General features: G+C 67.0%; 16 protein-coding genes. 10 read left to right on the top strand and 6 right to left on the bottom strand.

What is annotated here, in order from left to right; genetic code table 11:
- The first annotated feature begins 94 nt into the window (after window positions 1–94).
- Window positions 95–1615 carry an amidophosphoribosyltransferase gene (purF, locus tag B843_RS10980; RefSeq protein ID WP_051483587.1) on the top strand — a complete coding sequence of 507 codons (1521 nt, stop codon included), beginning with the start codon at window positions 95–97 and terminating at the stop codon, window positions 1613–1615.
- A gap of 116 nt (window positions 1616–1731) precedes the next feature.
- Complete coding sequence (purM, locus tag B843_RS10975) at window positions 1732–2799, top strand: phosphoribosylformylglycinamidine cyclo-ligase (RefSeq protein ID WP_025253541.1); 1068 nt, start codon at window positions 1732–1734, stop codon at window positions 2797–2799.
- A 172-nt stretch (window positions 2800–2971) separates the two neighbouring features.
- Here purM and B843_RS10970 read toward each other — a convergent pair whose 3' ends face one another.
- Window positions 2972–3211 carry a DUF3073 domain-containing protein gene (locus B843_RS10970; protein WP_025253540.1) on the bottom strand — a complete coding sequence of 80 codons (240 nt, stop codon included), beginning with the start codon at window positions 3209–3211 and terminating at the stop codon, window positions 2972–2974.
- A gap of 324 nt (window positions 3212–3535) precedes the next feature.
- Window positions 3536–4669 carry a CAF17-like 4Fe-4S cluster assembly/insertion protein YgfZ gene (gene ygfZ, locus B843_RS10965; protein WP_244877326.1) on the bottom strand — a complete coding sequence of 378 codons (1134 nt, stop codon included), beginning with the start codon at window positions 4667–4669 and terminating at the stop codon, window positions 3536–3538.
- Window positions 4670–4712: 43 nt separating this feature from the next.
- Here ygfZ and B843_RS10960 point away from each other — a divergent pair, with 43 nt between their 5' ends.
- The gene (locus tag B843_RS10960) at window positions 4713–5651 is read left to right on the top strand and encodes an aminodeoxychorismate lyase (RefSeq protein WP_025253538.1); all 939 of its coding nucleotides are present in this window, start codon (window positions 4713–4715) and stop codon (window positions 5649–5651) included.
- A gap of 22 nt (window positions 5652–5673) precedes the next feature.
- Here the strand turns inward: B843_RS10960 and B843_RS10955 are convergent, their stop codons facing one another.
- On the bottom strand, window positions 5674–6363 hold the full coding sequence (locus B843_RS10955; RefSeq protein WP_025253537.1) for an FABP family protein: 690 nt from the start codon (window positions 6361–6363) through the stop codon (window positions 5674–5676).
- A 133-nt stretch (window positions 6364–6496) separates the two neighbouring features.
- On the opposite strand from B843_RS10955, the gene B843_RS10950 reads away from it, so the two are divergent.
- On the top strand, window positions 6497–7546 hold the full coding sequence (locus tag B843_RS10950; protein WP_025253536.1) for a diacylglycerol/lipid kinase family protein: 1050 nt from the start codon (window positions 6497–6499) through the stop codon (window positions 7544–7546).
- 32 nt (window positions 7547–7578) lie between these two features.
- Here B843_RS10950 and B843_RS10945 read toward each other — a convergent pair whose 3' ends face one another.
- Complete coding sequence (locus B843_RS10945; RefSeq protein WP_034650960.1) at window positions 7579–8355, bottom strand: LmeA family phospholipid-binding protein; 777 nt, start codon at window positions 8353–8355, stop codon at window positions 7579–7581.
- Between the two features lie 266 nt (window positions 8356–8621).
- Here B843_RS10945 and mshD point away from each other — a divergent pair, with 266 nt between their 5' ends.
- The 6 genes from mshD to B843_RS10915 all read left to right on the top strand — a co-directional run bounded on the left by mshD (window position 8622) and on the right by B843_RS10915 (window position 15002).
- Window positions 8622–9506, top strand: coding sequence for a mycothiol synthase (gene mshD, locus B843_RS10940; RefSeq protein WP_051483503.1), 885 nt, complete (start codon window positions 8622–8624; stop codon window positions 9504–9506).
- Window positions 9507–9836: 330 nt separating this feature from the next.
- Window positions 9837–10958, top strand: coding sequence for a phosphate ABC transporter substrate-binding protein PstS (gene pstS, locus B843_RS10935; protein WP_025253533.1), 1122 nt, complete (start codon window positions 9837–9839; stop codon window positions 10956–10958).
- Window positions 10959–10988: 30 nt separating this feature from the next.
- Window positions 10989–12023 (top strand): phosphate ABC transporter permease subunit PstC, encoded by a 1035-nt coding sequence (gene pstC / locus B843_RS10930; RefSeq protein WP_025253532.1) that lies wholly within the window; start codon window positions 10989–10991, stop codon window positions 12021–12023.
- Between the two features lie 24 nt (window positions 12024–12047).
- Window positions 12048–12944, top strand: coding sequence for a phosphate ABC transporter permease PstA (pstA, locus tag B843_RS10925; RefSeq protein ID WP_025253531.1), 897 nt, complete (start codon window positions 12048–12050; stop codon window positions 12942–12944).
- 40 nt (window positions 12945–12984) lie between these two features.
- Window positions 12985–13758: a phosphate ABC transporter ATP-binding protein PstB gene (gene pstB / locus B843_RS10920; protein WP_025253530.1), complete on the top strand. Its 774-nt coding sequence runs from the start codon at window positions 12985–12987 to the stop codon at window positions 13756–13758.
- 137 nt (window positions 13759–13895) lie between these two features.
- Window positions 13896–15002 carry a cytochrome P450 gene (locus B843_RS10915; protein ID WP_025253529.1) on the top strand — a complete coding sequence of 369 codons (1107 nt, stop codon included), beginning with the start codon at window positions 13896–13898 and terminating at the stop codon, window positions 15000–15002.
- Here the strand turns inward: B843_RS10915 and B843_RS10910 are convergent.
- Together B843_RS10910 and phoU are read right to left on the bottom strand one after the other, a co-directional pair.
- Window positions 14999–15700 carry a DsbA family oxidoreductase gene (locus B843_RS10910; protein ID WP_025253528.1) on the bottom strand — a complete coding sequence of 234 codons (702 nt, stop codon included), beginning with the start codon at window positions 15698–15700 and terminating at the stop codon, window positions 14999–15001. The two genes, B843_RS10915 and B843_RS10910, sit on opposite strands and share 4 nt — an antisense overlap.
- Window positions 15701–15808: 108 nt before the next feature.
- The gene (gene phoU, locus B843_RS10905; RefSeq protein ID WP_025253527.1) at window positions 15809–16540 is read right to left on the bottom strand and encodes a phosphate signaling complex protein PhoU; all 732 of its coding nucleotides are present in this window, start codon (window positions 16538–16540) and stop codon (window positions 15809–15811) included.
- Window position 16541: the final 1 nt, after the last annotated feature.

Raw genomic sequence — 16541 nt, 5'->3', positions numbered from 1 at the left:
GGAGGCTGGCGCAGGGGCGCATGGGCTGGCAGGAGGTTGTTTGCGGCGGGGGCGACCTACTAACATCAGGAAAGTGGCACACACTGAGCAGCCTATAAATCACAAAGATAAAGCCCCGGTCAGCGCCGACACCCTCGGCGCTTTCGACGACCAAGGAGAACAAGCCCCCCGCGAGGAATGCGGCGTCTTCGGCGTCTGGGCCCCGGGCGAGGAAGTCTCCAAACTCACCTACTTCGGTCTCTTCGCCCTGCAGCACCGCGGCCAGGAGGCCGCCGGTATCGCCGTGGGCGATGGGGACCAGGTGCTCGTGTACAAGGACCTGGGACTTGTGTCGCAGATCTTTGACGAGCCGACCCTCGAATCGCTCAAGGGAGACGTGGCCGTGGGCCACACCCGTTACTCCACCGCGGGCGGCGTGACCTGGGAGAACTCCCAGCCGATGTTCCGGGTCGCCCCGGACGGAACCGACGTGGCCCTGTGCCACAACGGCAACCTGGTCAACTACCTCCAGCTTCTGGAAGAGGCCGCGGAAAAGGAACTGGTCAACGCGGACTCCCACCCATCCGACTCCGACGTCATGACCGCGCTGCTCGCCGAGAAGATCACCGACGGCAAGACACTGCTCGACTCGGCTCGAGAGGTGCTTCCCCGCATCAAGGGCGCCTTCTGCCTGACGATCACCGACGGGCACACCCTCTACGCCGCGCGCGACCCCGAGGGCGTGCGCCCGCTGTGCCTCGGCCGCCTCGACCGCGGCTACGTCATCGCCTCCGAGACCTGCGCGCTGGACATCATCGGCGCCTCGCTGGTCCGTGAGATCCTCCCCGGCGAGCTCGTCGCCATCGACGAGTCCGGCATCCGCTCCGAGCGCTTCGCCGAGCCCCGCCGCAAGGGCTGCGTGTTCGAGTACGTCTACCTCGCCCGCCCCGACTCCACCATTCGCGGCCGCAACGTCAACGCCACCCGCCTGGAGATCGGCCGCAGGCTCGCGCGCGAGTGGCCGGCCGACGGCGACCTCGTCATCCCGGTGCCCGAGTCCGGCAACCCGGCGGCGGTCGGCTTCGCACAGGAGTCCGGCATCCCCTTCGGCCAGGGCCTGGTGAAGAACGCCTACGTCGGCCGCACCTTCATCCAGCCCTCGCAGACCCTGCGCCAGCTGGGCATCCGGCTCAAGCTCAACCCGCTGGGCGAGGTCATCCAGGGCAAGAAGCTCGTCGTCGTCGACGACTCCATCGTCCGCGGCAACACCCAGCGCGCGCTCATCCGCATGCTGCGCGAGGCGGGCGCCGCCGAGGTGCACGTCCGCATCGCCTCGCCGCCGGTGAAGTGGCCGTGCTTCTACGGCATCGACTTCGCCAGCCCCGGCGAGCTCATCGCCAACGCGGTGACCGGGAACGACGAGCAGGAGATGATCGACAGCGTGTGCGCCGCTATCGGCGCGGACACCCTGGGTTACGTCTCCATTGAGTCGATGATCGAGGCCACCGAGCAGCCCGGCGAGGAGCTCTGCGCCGCCTGCTTCGACGGCAAGTACCCGCTGGGGCTCCCGGTGGGCAACCCCAACGCCGAGCTGGTTTCGGCTTTGCAGCGGGGCAACTGCGCTAGCATTGACTAGAAACTCACGCGGCGAGCGGCCGTAGGCGTCGATAAGCGAAACGGCAGCGCCTTGGAAGCCGCGACCAGCATTATTCTCAAATACCTCTTTTAATAAGGACATGTAGGGCCTAAGGCATGAAGACCCCAGACAACAACGTTTCTTACGCAGCAGCAGGCGTCGATATCGAGGCCGGCGACAAGGCAGTGGAGCTGTTCGCCCCGCTGGCGAAGAAGGCCACCCGCCCCGAGGTGCGCGGCGGGCTCGGCGGCTTCGCCGGGCTGTTCGCGCTGGGCAAGTACCGCGAGCCGCTGCTGGCCGCGGGCTCCGACGGCGTGGGCACCAAGCTGGCCGTGGCGCAGGCCATGGACAAGCACGACACCATCGGCATCGACCTCGTGGCCATGTGCGTCGATGACCTCGTCGTCTGCGGCGCGGAGCCGCTGTTCCTGCAGGACTACATCGCCATCGGCAAGGTCGTCCCCGAGCACGTCGCCCAGATCGTCTCCGGCATCGCCGAGGGCTGCATCCAGGCCGGCTGCGCGCTGCTGGGCGGCGAGACCGCCGAGCACCCGGGCGTCATGGAGCCCACCGACTACGACGTCTCCGCCACCGCGGTCGGCGTCGTCGAGGCGGACGAGCTGCTCGGCCCGGACCGCGTGCGCTCCGGCGACGTCGTCATCGCCATGGCGTCCTCCGGACTGCACTCCAACGGCTACTCGCTGGCCCGCCACGTCCTGCTCGAGAAGGCGGGCATGCCGCTCGACGGCCACGTCGAGGAGCTCGGCCGCACCCTCGGCGAGGAGATGCTCGAGCCCACCCGTATCTACGCCAAGGACTGCCTGGCGCTGGCCGACGAGTGCGAGGTGCACACCTTCTGCCACGTCACCGGCGGCGGCCTCGCGGGCAACCTCGCCCGCGTGATCCCCGAGGGCCTGGTCGCGGAGCTGTCGCGCGGCACCTGGACCCCGGGCGAGATCTTCCGCCTCATCGAGACCGTGGGCAAGGTCCCGCAGGAGGAGATGGAGAAGACCTTCAACATGGGCGTGGGCATGGTCGCCGTCGTCGCCCCGAAGGACCGCGACCGCGCGCTGGCGATGCTGACCGCTCGCCACATCGACGCCTGGGAGCTGGGCACCGTCCGCGCCGCGACCGATGAGGACACCGAGTCCGTCGTCCTCACCGACGCTCACCCGGGCTACTAAGCCACTGAGTCACTGAGCCCCGGCAGGCCCGGGGCGTTCAGAGCTCTAGACATAGACAGAAAGGGAGACCGCCCACCGGCGGCCTCCCTTTTGTACTTGGCGGGGTTTCGCCCCACCCGACGAAAAGAGCGAGGGTGGAAACCCTCGCTCGGATCACGCGCGTTCGACGACGTCAGCGGGACGCAGACTCGTCTTCCTCGTCGTCCTCGTCCTCGACCCATTCAGCGTATTCCGCGTACTGATCATCGACGGGGAGATCCTCGTAGTCCTGATCGTAATCCTCGTCATTGCTGCGGCTCGGGGACTTACTCGCCAGCTCGCGCTGCAAAGAATCCAAATCCATGTTCGGAGTGTTGTACTTCAGCTGGCGTGCAACCTTGGTCTGTTTTGCCTTCGCGCGACCGCGACCCATGGCATGACCCCCTTGGAGTGAGCGGAGTAATCCCGGGAATTCGGATACCCCGTGGGCTTCTAATCAATATATTCCTGTTAGACACAATAGCCCGAAAACGGTGCGTTTGTCGCACCGGTCCGGTGAGCACCGGGAATTTTTCTCCAAAATGCCGCTGGCGTGGGATTAGCCCCGCGGGTGTGGCCACATATTATGGTGGGGATTCCGCTCGCGCCCCTTGAGGCGGCGCCCGGCGGCCTAGCCAGCGAAGCGCCGATCGTGTACCACCCCCGAAGGTGGGGCGCACCCACCACTTTCCTGAAAGCCGCGGGGGCCCAAGCCGGGCTAGGACTGGGAGCGCAGCCGGTTGATGGCGGCGCGGCCGGGGCGCTCGCCCTCCTCCTGCGGGATGGTGTCGCGGTCGATGGCGATGGCCGTGTCCCCCGAGCACAGCCCGTCGGCTGCCAGCGCGCTGCGCTTGACCAGCGCCAGGGCGATGGGGCCGAGCTCGTGGTCCTGGACGACTGTGCCCAGCCGCCCGATCGCGCGGCCAGCGGGCCCAGCGGTGATGGCCGCGCCCGCGGCCGGAAGCTCGGGGGAGGAGCCGTCCAGATGAGCGAGGACCAGCACGCGGGGCGAACGCCCCAGGTTGTCCACGCGCGCCACCGTCTCCTGCCCGCGGTAGCAGCCCTTGTGGAGGTGTACCGCCTCGGGGATGAAGAACGGGGCCTCGTGCGGGATCGACTTCTCGTCGAGGTCGATGCTGGCCTCCGGCTCGAGGGCCTTGACCCGCTCGGCGGTGTACCCCATGAGCCCCACCGGGTGGGCGCCCGCCGCGACGAGCGCCTGGGCGACCTCGAGCAGGTCGGCGCGGCGAACGGCGAGGTCGATGCGCGCGAGCCCCCGCTCGACCCCGCGGGAGAAGACGACCCGCTCGTCGCCCGCGACGGAGCCTGCCACCTGTTCCCGCTCCGGGCCCACGAGGCTCAGCAGCGCGAGATCGGAGTAGTCAACCTCCACCTTGGACCAGAAGATCATCTTCCGCAGGTACTCGAGGAGGCTAACCACCCTGTCGGGCGTGGTGTCAAGGTAGAACGCCTCGCCCTTGCGGGTCACCGAGGTCTGGTGGAGGACGTGGCCCTGGACGTCCAGGTCGAGGGCCTGGGCGCTGAAGCCATCGGCGGCGTCGTCAAGCTTCTGCGACAACAGGTTGTTGAGGAACGCCGCCGCCTCGGGGCCGGTGACCTCGATGAAGCGGCGCTGGGAGCGATCCACGAGCCCCGCGCCCGATTCGAAAAAGCGCTGCTCGACCAGCGGGTCGCCGTAGTGCCATGCGACCCCGCGCCAGGCCGGGTGGGCGGACTCCGCCTGGATCCCGCAGGCGCCGGGCAGGCACATGAGCGGGGAGGAGTAGGCCGCCTCCTCCACTTCGGGGCTGATGGTTGTTGCGTTCTCGGACTGTGGCGAAGAATTGTTCACAACCACCGATGGTAGCGCGATGAAGCGGGCATAATTAAGAGATATGGCGTCGAATAACCCGGAAAAGTCCGTCGAACCGATCATCATCGCGGTGGAGCCCTTTGGCGGCTCCATCCGCAACCATCAGCCCCAGCTCCCGCTGGTGTTCTTCGACGACGCGGCGGTGACCCGCGGCGACGGGGTGTTTGAGACCCTGCTGCTCCACGGCGACCACGCCTGCAACCTCGAGCGCCACGCCAAGCGCTTCGTCGCCTCCTCGCGCCTGCTCGACCTGCCGGAGCCGAACCTCGACTACTGGATCGCGGCCACCAACAAGGCCCTCGAGCAGTGGCGGGAGCGCACCGACCGGGACGCGAAGTGCGTGTGGACCTACACCCGCGGCCGGGCGTCCACGGGCATCCCCACGGCGTGGATCACGGTGACCGCCATCTCCGATCACGTGCTCGAGCAGCGCCAGCACGGCGTGAAGGTGATGACCAGCCCCCGCGGCTACACCATCGACCGGGTGGAGACCACCTCCACCGACGACGAGGGCAACGTCGTGGCCACGAGCTCGCCGGTGGCCCCGTGGCTGGTCGTGGGGGCCAAGACCCTAAGCTACGCGGCGAACATGGCGGCGCTGCGCTGGGCGAGGGGCCACGGTTTCGACGACGTTATTTATATGGAGGGCGACAAGGTCCTCGAGGGCGCGACCTCCACGGTGGTCACCGTCCGCGGCGACAAGCTGCGCACGCCGATCCCGGGCGGAGACATCCTCCCCGGCACCACCCAGGCGGCCCTGTTCGAGCACGCCTCTCAGCACGGGTGGCGGTGCAAGGCCAAGGAGCTGCGCCGCGAGGATCTCCTGCGCGCGGACAGCGTCTGGCTAGTCTCCTCCGTGCGCATCGCCGCGCGCGTGCGCCGCATCGACGACGTCAAGCTCGAGCGCCCCGACAACGAGGACGAGATCAGGGCACTCATCATGGGCGCGCTGGGCGCCTAGTAGTAGGCCCTAGTAGTAGGCCCTAGCCGATCACCCGGTGCAGCTCCGCGGACATGCGCGGGCGCATCTCGCCGTCGACCAGCCGCTCGTCGACCCAGCCCAGGTTGTTGTTGGGCATGAGCCCGTAGAGGCGCTTGGCCGGGCCCAGGTTGGCCGGGCCGGTGGCGGTGACCATGGTGGAGGCCGCCTCGATCTCCCAGGCGCGCTCGTTCATGGGCTGGCCGTAGAAGATCTCCACCACGCCGGTGGAGTGGCTGAGCACGACCTCGATCTCGTCCTTCAAGTTGATGCGCCAGAACCCGGACTCGCGCACGTCGAGGTCGGAGGCCTCGCCGTTCTCGTCGATCTTCCAGATGCGGGACTCGTAGGTGAGGTAGTTCTCGCCGTCGTGGGCGAAGGTGATCTGCTGCCCGAAGGCGTACTCCCCCTCCTCGGGTGAGTCCGCCTGGCCGGTTCCGCGCCACACGCCCACCAGCGGCAGGAGCGCGAGCAGCTCGTCGTGGAGGTTGGGGCCCTCGCGCAGGTTGGCGGTGTCGTCCGGGATGGGCAGGTCGCCGAGACCCGGGATGTTGCGGTGGGCGGTGTCCTTCCACTGCTCGGCCGCCTTGCTCACGGCCTCGCTTCCGGCCAGCGAGACCTTCGGGTTGGAGGCGGCTGCCGCCGCGTCGCCGGGGGTGTCGCCTGGGACGTTGTTGGATTTCTCATCACTCATGTTCCCCACAGTAGCCGACGCGATGGCCTTTTCCATCGCCGCTTGCGCGCAAATCGGCCCGGGTTCGCTCACAGCGTTTTCACTAGGCGCGCCGAGGTGGAAAGAGGTTCGCCTCATCGCATAAGGTGGCACCATGCGCGCGTTGCTTATCGTGAACCCGAACTCCACCAGCCAGAACCAGGCGCTGTTTAGCAAGGTGGTTCCCACGCTGCGCGCGGTACCGGGCCTCGAGTTGAAGGCCGTCTTCACGCATCACCCGGGGCACGCGCGCGAGATTTGCGCTTCGCTTGTCGACGGCTACGCCGGGCAGTCCCCCGACGTCGTCATCGCCGTGGGCGGGGACGGGACCGTCAACGAGGTGATCAACGGGCTCCTGGGGCCCGTCGACGCCTACGATGCCGACCGTTCCATCCCCAGGCTGGCCGTCATCCCGACCGGATCGGCGAACGTCTTCGCCCGCGCCCTGGGGTTCCCGGCCGAGCCGGTCTACGCCGCGGAGGTTCTGGCCCGGGCGCTGGCCGGCGGGCAGTCCCGCACCATCGACGTGGGAACCTGGGGGAACGAGTGGTTCGCGGTCAACGCCGGCTTCGGCATCGACGCCGACGTCATCGCGGGCGTCGAGCGCGCGCGGCGGCGGGGGTTCGCGGCCACGCCCCTGCGCTACTGGCGCGTGGCGGTGCGCGCGTGGCGAAAGACCCGCAAGCACCCGCCCCGCATCGACGTCCGCGCGACCGATCGCGAGGGCAACACCTTCGAGGCCGACGCCCTGCCGCTGTGCATCGCGTCGAACACCAACCCGTGGACCTTCCTCGGGCCGGTGCCGGTGGTCACCAACCCGCGCAACTCCTTCGACCTGGGCCTAGGGCTGTTCGCGCTGAGCAAGCTGAGCGGCATCGGAGGCGTCTTGTCGATGATGCACCTGGTGGGCCTGGGCCGCGCGCCGTGGGCGAACAAGCTCGTGGCGCGACGGACGCTCACCTTCGACGACGCCATGAAGGTGGAGCTTCGCTGCGACGACGAGCGCCGCTTCCAGGTGGACGGCGAGCTGGCCGGGGTGTTTCGGTCCATCACCCTCGGCGCGGTGCCGCAGGCGATCGAGGTCTTCGCCCCGGAGGAGGAGGTCAAGCCCACCCCGATCTCCAAGCTGCGCTGGGTGATCGGCTTCTTCGACGTGCGGATCTAGCCGTAGGCGTCGACAAGCGAAAGCAAAAAGAGCTAGGAGTCGCTCGTGGGGACGGCCTCCGGCTTGGCGACGATGGGGGAGAGGTCGCTCATGTGGACGGTGACGTTGCGTTCCTGGGACTGGAAGTAGACGGTGCCGCCGGAGAGGAAGACGTAGCTGGCCTGGGCACCCATGGGCAGCGTGTTCGTGTCGAATTCGAGCGTGAAGTCTTTGAAGATCTCCTCCTGGCGCTCGGCGGGGCCGTCGATGAGCTCGGTCGGGGTCATCTTGAACGTCGGGCCGGAAAGGCGCAGCTTGACCTGCACGGTGACCGGCTTGTCGAACCCCTCCGGGGTGCCCATCAGCTGTGCCTCGCTGACGTTGCCGCCGGCGGGCGAGACGTTGTAGGGGTTCGAGACGTCCAAATCCGTGATTCCCAGCAGGTGTCCGATCGAGACGCCGTCGAGACCCACATTGCGCGCAATCAATTGCGCCTTGGCCCCGTCGAGCACGCCGGAGGACATCTGCTCGTTGGTGACGGTGACCTTGGTGAGGACCGTCGTGGAACGCACGAGCCCGAACGTGGGGACCGTGATGTCCGAGATGCCCACCGTGAGGTCGCTGAAGGTGTGGTTGGCGTACGACAGGAGGAACGGGAAGCCGGAGACGTTGACGTTGGGGGTGGTGTCCAGGCGCGCCTCCTGCTTGACCTGCTGGGAGATGGCGTTTTCCGTCCGCGTTGCCATGGCCGCGTCGCCGAGCCAGCCCAGCCCGCCGACCGCGAGGACGACGGACAGCGAGGATACGAGGATGCGGCGCGCTTTGTTCACCTTATTATTCTTACCAGCTGCCGCTGGCGATGCCGCGGGCGTGGCGCGGCGGAGGGAGCGGGAGGTATGGGAGAGGGGTTGGTGAGAGGTTTGGGAGTGGGGTTTCGGGGAGGGGCGGCGGGGCGGGGTGTCGGGTTGCCGGGAGAGATTGCGTCGGCGAAGCCCTGACGCGGGTGCGGCGAAAGCGGTAGAAATGATGGTGACGATGCACACACTCGTCCCAGGGTTTGCGAAAGGCAGGTTGGAAGAAGGCCATGGAAAAATCGATGGAAGAATCATTTGTCCTCAAGGAGGGCGTGGATCCCAGCGAGGCGCTCATCATCGCGCGCAAGGCGAAGACCACCGACGGCATCGCGCCCCTGTCCGAGCAGTACCTTCTGGGCCTCGAGGACCCGTCGATGGGGCACACCCACGTCGGCATCTTCGAGCTCTCGGGTACCAACGAATGCCTCGTGGGCTTCGCCGCGATCTCCGGCGACAGCGCCGAGTTCGTCGTCGACCCCGACCACCGCGGCAAGGGCTACGGCACCGAGCTGGCGGACGAGGTCACCCGCCGCGGGATCCGCAAGATCTGGGCGCATGGCAACCTGCCGTCCGCGGTGCAGCTCGGCGTCGACCGGCACATGGTGGTCACGCGCAGGCTGCTCGTGATGGGCACCAGCACCCTCGACTTCGACGTCGAGCTCCCCGAAGGCTTCGAGCTCATGAACCTCACGCAGGCGCGCGAGCAGCTTATCGACGCCGATGGCCAGTGGCTCAAGGCCAACAACGAGGCCTTTTCCTGGCACCCCGAGCAGGGCGGCTGGGACGCGGCCCGGCTCGCGCGGGCGCAGCGGGTGGAGTGGTTCCGCCCCGACGACGTGCTCTTCCTCGTCACCGACGGCACGATCGCTGGCTTCCACTGGCTCAAGCGGCATAGCCCGACCCTCGGCGAGATCTATGTCGTGGGCCTGGCCCGCGACTTCCGCGGGCGCGGCCTCGGCGACCCGCTCGTGCGCGCCGGGCTGCGTCACCTCTACGACGCGGGCATGAACCGGGTCATCCTCTACGTGGAGGAGAACAACTGGCCCGCGGTTAACGCCTACAAGGCCCTCGGCTTCCAGACCGAGGAACACCACGTGGTATACGAGCCGCAGGCGGTCGACGGCTAGGGCGGCGGCCGGGCCGCCCCGCGAATGGGGGGTGGTTCCGGCGGCCAGCGGTATGGTTCGGCGGAATTTTCGGCGGAAGGAGGGCATAACCGGGCATGAGAACGCCACTTTAGGGTGACATTCGGGGGAATGGGGGCGCAAAAGCGGACAGGGTCGGCGGTAATGGGGCTTGTTCGCCAAGAACTCAAATGCTGTTCACGGGGAGTTCACCATTTGGGCTCTAGCTGGTTACTCGGGGGTCTTAAGTTTTCAATCTGTGAATGACCGTGGGGTCGTTCTATGGACTCGCCTACATATTTTTGGGGCTTCAACCCTCGTGAAAGGTTTCCCGTGAACTCTAAGCTCAAGCGCTCCCTGCTCGCTCTCACCGCCGTCAGCGCCGTCGCGCTGTCTGCCTGCTCCGAGAGCGGCACCACCGCTTCCTCCGGCTCCTCCGATTCTGCCTCCAAGATCGAGGGCCTGACCGGCACCACTGGCCAGCTCGTCGCCGAGGGCGCATCGTCCCAGCAGAAGGCAATGGACTACTTCGGTGTCCAGTACCAGGCTAACGTCCCGGGTGCATCCCTCGCCTACAACCCGACCGGCTCCGGCTCCGGCCAGGAGCAGTTCATCAACGGCCAGGTCATGTTCGCCGGTTCTGACTCCGCTCTGAAGGACGACCAGGCGGCTAAGGCTCAGGAGCGTTGCGGCGGTGCCGAGGCATGGCACCTCCCGTTCGTCATCGGTCCGGTCGCCGTGGCCTACAACGTCAAGGGCATCGATTCCCTGAACCTGTCCACCGCCACCGTCGCCAAGATCTTCAAGGGCGAGATCACCAAGTGGAACGCCGACGAGATCAAGGCTGAGAACGAGGGCGCGAACCTGCCGGACACCGACATCAAGGTCGTCTACCGCTCCGACGAGTCCGGTACCTCCGACAACTTCCAGAAGTTCCTGAAGGCCGCCACCGGCAACTGGGACAGCGAGGGCAAGGCCTTCCCGAACACCGTCGGTGCCGGCGCTAACGGCTCCTCCGGTGTCGCCAACGAGGTCGAGGCCACCGACGGCGCCATCACCTACGTCGAGGCTGGTTTCGCGCAGGAGAAGGGCATGGGCATCGCCAAGCTCGACTTCGGTAACGGTCCGGTTGAGCTCAACAACGACTCCGTCGGCAAGGCGCTTGACGGCCTCGAGTTCAAGACCGAGGGCAACAACATGGTCGTCGACTCCACCAAGCTGTTCGCCACCCAGACCGCCGGTGCATACCCGCTGGTCCTGACCACCTACGAGATCGTCTGCTCCGACTACTCCAAGGCCAAGGACGCAGCTGGCACCGCCGACATGGTCAAGGACTTCCTGACCGTCGCGCTCAACAGCCAGAACGACGAGCTGGCAAGCCTGGGCTTCGTCCCGGTTTCCAAGGACTCCGCTCACGGCAAGCGCCTGGCTGACGCCATCGCCGCCATCAAGTAACACCCCTTCATACACCGCAAGGATTTCCTCATGAACATGCCCACCAGGGAGCGCCTTGACAGCGAGGCGGCCCAGGATTCGCAGGCTGGCGGGGAGCATAGCGCCCCGCTCAGCAAGCAGTCGTCGAACGGGTCCGTCAAGCGCCCGGGTGACCGGATCTTCGGGTTCCTCTCGACCGCATCCGCGACCATCATCACGGTGCTCATCGCAGCCATCGGTGCCTTCCTCCTGTGGCGCGCGGTGCCGTCCCTGATGCGCAACGAAGGCGGCATCGCCGGCTTCTTTACGTACTCGGACGCCTGGGACCTCTCCAACCTGGACTCGATGAAGTTCGGTATCCCGAACCTCTTCGCGGTCACGGTGTTGATCTCGGTCCTCTCCCTGGTGATCGCGATGCCGATTGCGCTCGGCGTTGCTATCTTCCTCACCAACTACGCGCCGAAGCGCGCGGTCAAGCCACTCGGCTTCCTGGTGGACATGCTTGCGGCTGTTCCTTCCATCGTCTACGGTCTCTGGGGCTGGCAGGTTCTTGGCCCGTTCCTCTCCGGATTCTTCAAGTGGATCAACTCGTGGGGCGGCGGATTCTTCCTCTTCGCCACCTACTCCAACTCTCCTTCCTTTGACACCGCCCGCAACATCATGACCGGTGGCGTCCTGCTGGCCATCATGATCCTCCCGATCATCGCGGCCACCGCCCGCGAGGTCTTCGTCCAGACCCCGCGCGGGCACATCGAGTCCGCGCTGGCCCTGGGCGCGACCCGCTGGGAGGTCGTGCGCATGACGGTGCTTCCGTTCGGCATGTCGGGCTTCATCTCCGGCTCGATGCTCGGCCTCGGCCGCGCGCTGGGTGAGACGATGGCCCTGTACATGGTCGTGTCCCCCTCCTCCGCGTTCCGCTTCTCCCTGTTCGACGGCGGCACCACCTTCGCGACCGCGATCGCTAACGCCGCGCCGGAGTTCAACAGCGACATCAAGGCTGGCGCCTACATCGCCGCGGGCCTCGTGCTCTTCGCACTGACCTTCATCGTGAACGCATTCGCCCGATCCTTGGTCTCCAAGAAGTAGCGCGCGAGGACAAGGAAGAATCTCATGACTAACAAGCTTGCTTCGAAGCAGACCTTCACCGGCATCTCGGCGTCCCGCAAGACCACCGACAAGGTGATGACGGTCCTCATCTACGCCACGATGGCGCTCGCGCTCATCCCGCTGGTCTGGGTGCTCGTCGACCTGGTCCTCCGCGGCCTCGGCCCCGTGCTCAGCCCGGACTGGTGGGGCAGCTCCCAGCTCGGCATCATGTACACCAAGCCGGGCGGCGGCGCGCTCCACGCGATCATCGGCACCCTGGTGCAGGTGGGCATCGCCTCGATCGTCTCCATCCCGATCGGCATATTCACCGCCGTCTACCTCGTCGAGTACGACAGGGGCGGAAGGCTCGGCCGCATCACCACCTTCATGGTCGACATCCTCTCGGGCGTTCCCTCCATCGTCGCCGCGCTGTTCGTGTACTCCATGTGGATCGTGCTCATGGGCTTCCAGCGCTCGGGCATGGCCGTGGCCATCTCGCTCGTGCTGCTCATGATCCCTGTCGTGGTGCGCAACACCGAGGAGATGCTGCGCGTGGTCCCGATGGACCTGCGCGAGGCCTCCTACGCGCTCGGCGTGCCCAAGTGGAAGACCATCGCGAAGATCGTGCTGCCCACCGCGCTGTCCGGCATCGTCACCGGCATCATGCTCGCCGTCGCCCGCGTCATGGGCGAGTCCGCGCCGGTCCTGATCTTGGTGGGCTCGACCCAGGCCATCAACTGGGACGCCTTCACCGGCCCGCAGTCCTCGCTGCCGCTCATGATGCTCGACATGTACAAGGCCGGCACCTCCGATGCCGTCCTCGACAAGCTGTGGGGCGCCGCGTTCACCCTGGTCCTCATCATCGCGATCCTCAACGTCGCGGCCCGCCTCATTTCCGCCAAGTTCTCCGTCAAGCAGTAACAGCTTCGGCGTCCACACAAAAGAATTCCTGGAGAAAAACGTGTCCAAGCTCGTTCTCGACGACGTCAATATCTACTACGGCGACTTCCACGCCGTGCAGGATGTCAACCTCAACATCCCGGCCAAGGCCGTGACCGCCTTCATCGGCCCCTCCGGCTGCGGTAAGTCCACCGTCCTGCGCTCCATCAACCGCATGCACGAGGTCATCCCCGGCGCATACGTCAAGGGCAAGATCCTGCTCGACGGCCAGGACATCTACGACTCGAAGGTTGATCCGGTGTCCGTGCGCAACACCATCGGCATGGTGTTCCAGAAGCCGAACCCGTTCCCGACCATGTCCATCGAGGAGAACGTGGTCGCTGGCCTGAAGCTGGCTGGCGAGAAGAACAAGAAGAAGCTGCGCGAGGTGGCCGAGAAGTCCCTGCGCGGTGCCAACCTGTGGGACGAGGTCAAGGACCGCCTGGACAAGCCGGGCGGAGGCCTCTCCGGTGGCCAGCAGCAGCGCCTGTGCATCGCCCGCGCCATCGCCGTCGAGCCGGAGGTCCTGCTCATGGACGAGCCGTGCTCCGCGCTGGACCCGATTTCGACCCTGGCCGTGGAGGACCTCATCCACGAGCTCAAGGAAGAGTTCACCATCGTCATCGTGACGCACAACATGCAGCAGGCCGCCCGCGTCTCTGACCAGACCGCCTTCTACTCGCTCGAGGCCACCGGCAAGCCCGGCCGCCTCGTCGAGGTCGGCCCGACCAAGAAGATCTTCGAGAACCCGGACCAGAAGGAGACCGAGGACTACATCTCCGGTCGCTTCGGATAATCCCGGCAGCACGTCACGGCACCCGCCGCTCCCATCGTGGGGCGGCGGGTGCCGCTGCTTTCGCGGTGGCGCACGTAGACTTGGCCAAGAGAATGATCGTCGAAAAACCGGCGGGTGCGCCGGGAAGGGGAAGCACGATGACTACGCCACGGGAGTTCGCGGACCGGCTGCACGGGCAGGGGTGCCCGGTCGCGCGGACGGATGAAGGGATCTTCGTCGTGGGGCACGAGGAGGCCAAGACCGTGGCCCTTAATCCAGAGGCCTTCAGCTCCGCGGTCTCCGCCCACCTGCAGCTCCCCAACGGGCTCGACGGGGAGGAGCACGCCCGCTGGCGCGGCCTCGTCGACTCCTACCTCGGCCCCGAGCGCGTTCGGGCGGCGGAGCCGGAGTTTGCGCGAACCGCCGCCGAAATCGTCGCTGGCCTCCGGCCAGGCACGGTCGAGGCCGTCATGGGGCTAGGTGCCAGCTTTGCCGTTCGCGGGATGCTGCGCTGGCTCGGCTGGCCCGAGGACCTCGCCGGGGAGCTCGTGCAGTGGGTCAAGGACAACCAGGCGGCCACCCGCTCCGGCGATCGCGATGCCACGGCCGAGGTCGCCCGCCGCTACGACGCCATCGTCCGCGGCGTCGTGGAGCCGCGCCGCGCGCGGCCCAGGGCCTACCAGGACGTCACGGCGGAGCTTGCCCGCGACCGCTCCCTTGGACGCGAGCTGAGCGTCGAGGAGCTCGTGAGCGTGCTGCGCAACTGGACTGCGGGCGACCTAGGCTCTATGGCGGCCTGCGTGGGCGTCATAGCCTACGGGCTCGCCAACCACACGGAGCTCCAGGACCGCCTCAGCCAAGCCGTTAGCGACGAGGAGTACGAGGCGATCCTCAACGAGCTCCTGCGCATCGACGACCCGTTTGTCAGCAACCGCCGCAAGGCCACGCGGCCGGCGCTCCTGGGAGGCGATGAGATCGCCGCTGGCGAGGTGATCCACGTGCACTGGACGGGCGCCAACCGCGACCCGCGCACCTTCGAGAGCCCCGACGAGCCGCGCCCGAGCGAGAACGCCCCGGAAAACCTCGTGTGGGGCATCGGCCCGCACGCCTGCCCGGGCCGCGGCCTGTCGCTCATGGAGCTGCGGGTGTTCTTCCGCGCCCTGCTCGGGCGCTTCGCCATCGCCGCGGGCACCCACGGCACGCGCGCGAGCTACCCGGTGGGCGGCTGGGAGTCGCTGGAGATCACCCTCAAGGAGCGCTCCTAGCAGCCCTCCGGCCCGCAGGCGGGAGCGTCGGACGCGTCGAGGGTGACAAAGCCCGGGGCCTTGTGCGTCTCCTCCCACACCGTATTGAGCGCCTGGACGAACACCTCCACGGGCTGCGCGCCGGAGACCGCCCACTTGTTCTCGAAGAGGAAGAAGGGCACCGCGTTGATGCCAAGGGCGCGGGCCTGCTGCTCGTCGCCGCGGACGGCGTCGGCGAACTCCTCGCTCGCGAGCACCCGGTCGACCTCGTCGGCGGGCAGCCCCGCCTTGATCGCGACCTCGCGCAGCGCGGCGTTCTCACCGATGGCCACGCCGTCGGTGAAGTAGGCGGTGATAAAGGCCTTGGCGGCCTCGTCAGCCAGCCCGCGGCCGGCGGCGAGGTGGATGAGCCGGTGGGCGTTGAAGGTGTTGCCGGGCTTGGCCTGCTCCCAGTTGAACTCGAGGCCCACCTCGTGGGCGCGGCGGGCGATGTCCTCCTGGCTGCGCCGCGACTGCTCGGGGCTGGTTCCGTACTTGGCGGAGATCATCTCCACAAGCGTGCCGGGGATGCGCGCGGGCGCTGTGGGGTCAAGCTCGAAGCTGTGCCAGACCACCTCCACGTCCTCGCGGTGGGGGAATTTTTCTAAGGCGAGCTCGAGGTGCCGCTCGCCGATGAGGCAGAACGGGCACACGACATCCGACCACAGATCAATACGCATGACAGTCTCTTCCTTTCGGGCGGCGCGACACCACCCGAGCATTTCTAGAATTTGTTGACGAATCCTATAAACGTCGAGAGGCCGCGCATTAATCCCCGCCGGACCGGGCTAGTCGTTCTTGAACTGGCGCTCGAACTCGTCGAAGCGCCGGTTGAACTCCTCGTCCTCCTCGTCCTTGCGGCGCTTGGCCAGGTAGGCGTCGGGGTTGAGTCCGGTGATGAGGAAGACGATCTGGGCCGAGACGTTGACGCAGTGGTCGGCAAACCGCTCGTAGAACCGCGCCATGAGCGCCATGTCCACGGCCTCGCGGGTGGAGTACCGCCAGTCCTTGCTGGTCAGCACGGCCATGAGGTGCGAGTGAAGGTCGTCCATGGCGTCGTCGTCCTGCTCGAGGATCATGGCCACGTCGGCGTCGGGCTGCAGGAGGATCTCCCGCACCTTCCCGATCATCTCGATGCACAGCCTAGCCATCTCCGTGAAAAACCCCAGGTATTCCTGAGGAACGGCCAGGTCGGGGTGGCGGCGCCGGGCCGTCTTCGCGACGTGCTTGGCCAGGACGCCCATGCGGTCGAAGTCCTCGACCACGTAGATGGAGCTGACCACCTGGCGCAGGTCGCGGGCGACAGGACCCTCGAGCGCGAGCAGCTCGACGGCGCGCGCGTTGGAGCGGGTGCGGATCTCGTCCAGCTCGTCGGTGAGCGACAGTGCCTCCTCGGCCGCCTGCAGGTTCCGCTCGGCAAGCCCCACCGACGCCTTCTTCATAATGGCCGTCACTGTGTCGCACATGATGACCAGATCATGCGCGAATGCCTCTAGGTTCTCCTTGTAAGCGGTACGCATG

The sequence above is a fragment of the Corynebacterium vitaeruminis DSM 20294 genome (assembly GCF_000550805.1).
GTDB classification, from domain to species: domain Bacteria; phylum Actinomycetota; class Actinomycetes; order Mycobacteriales; family Mycobacteriaceae; genus Corynebacterium; species Corynebacterium vitaeruminis.
This window is presented reverse-complemented; position numbering and strand designations above follow the sequence as displayed.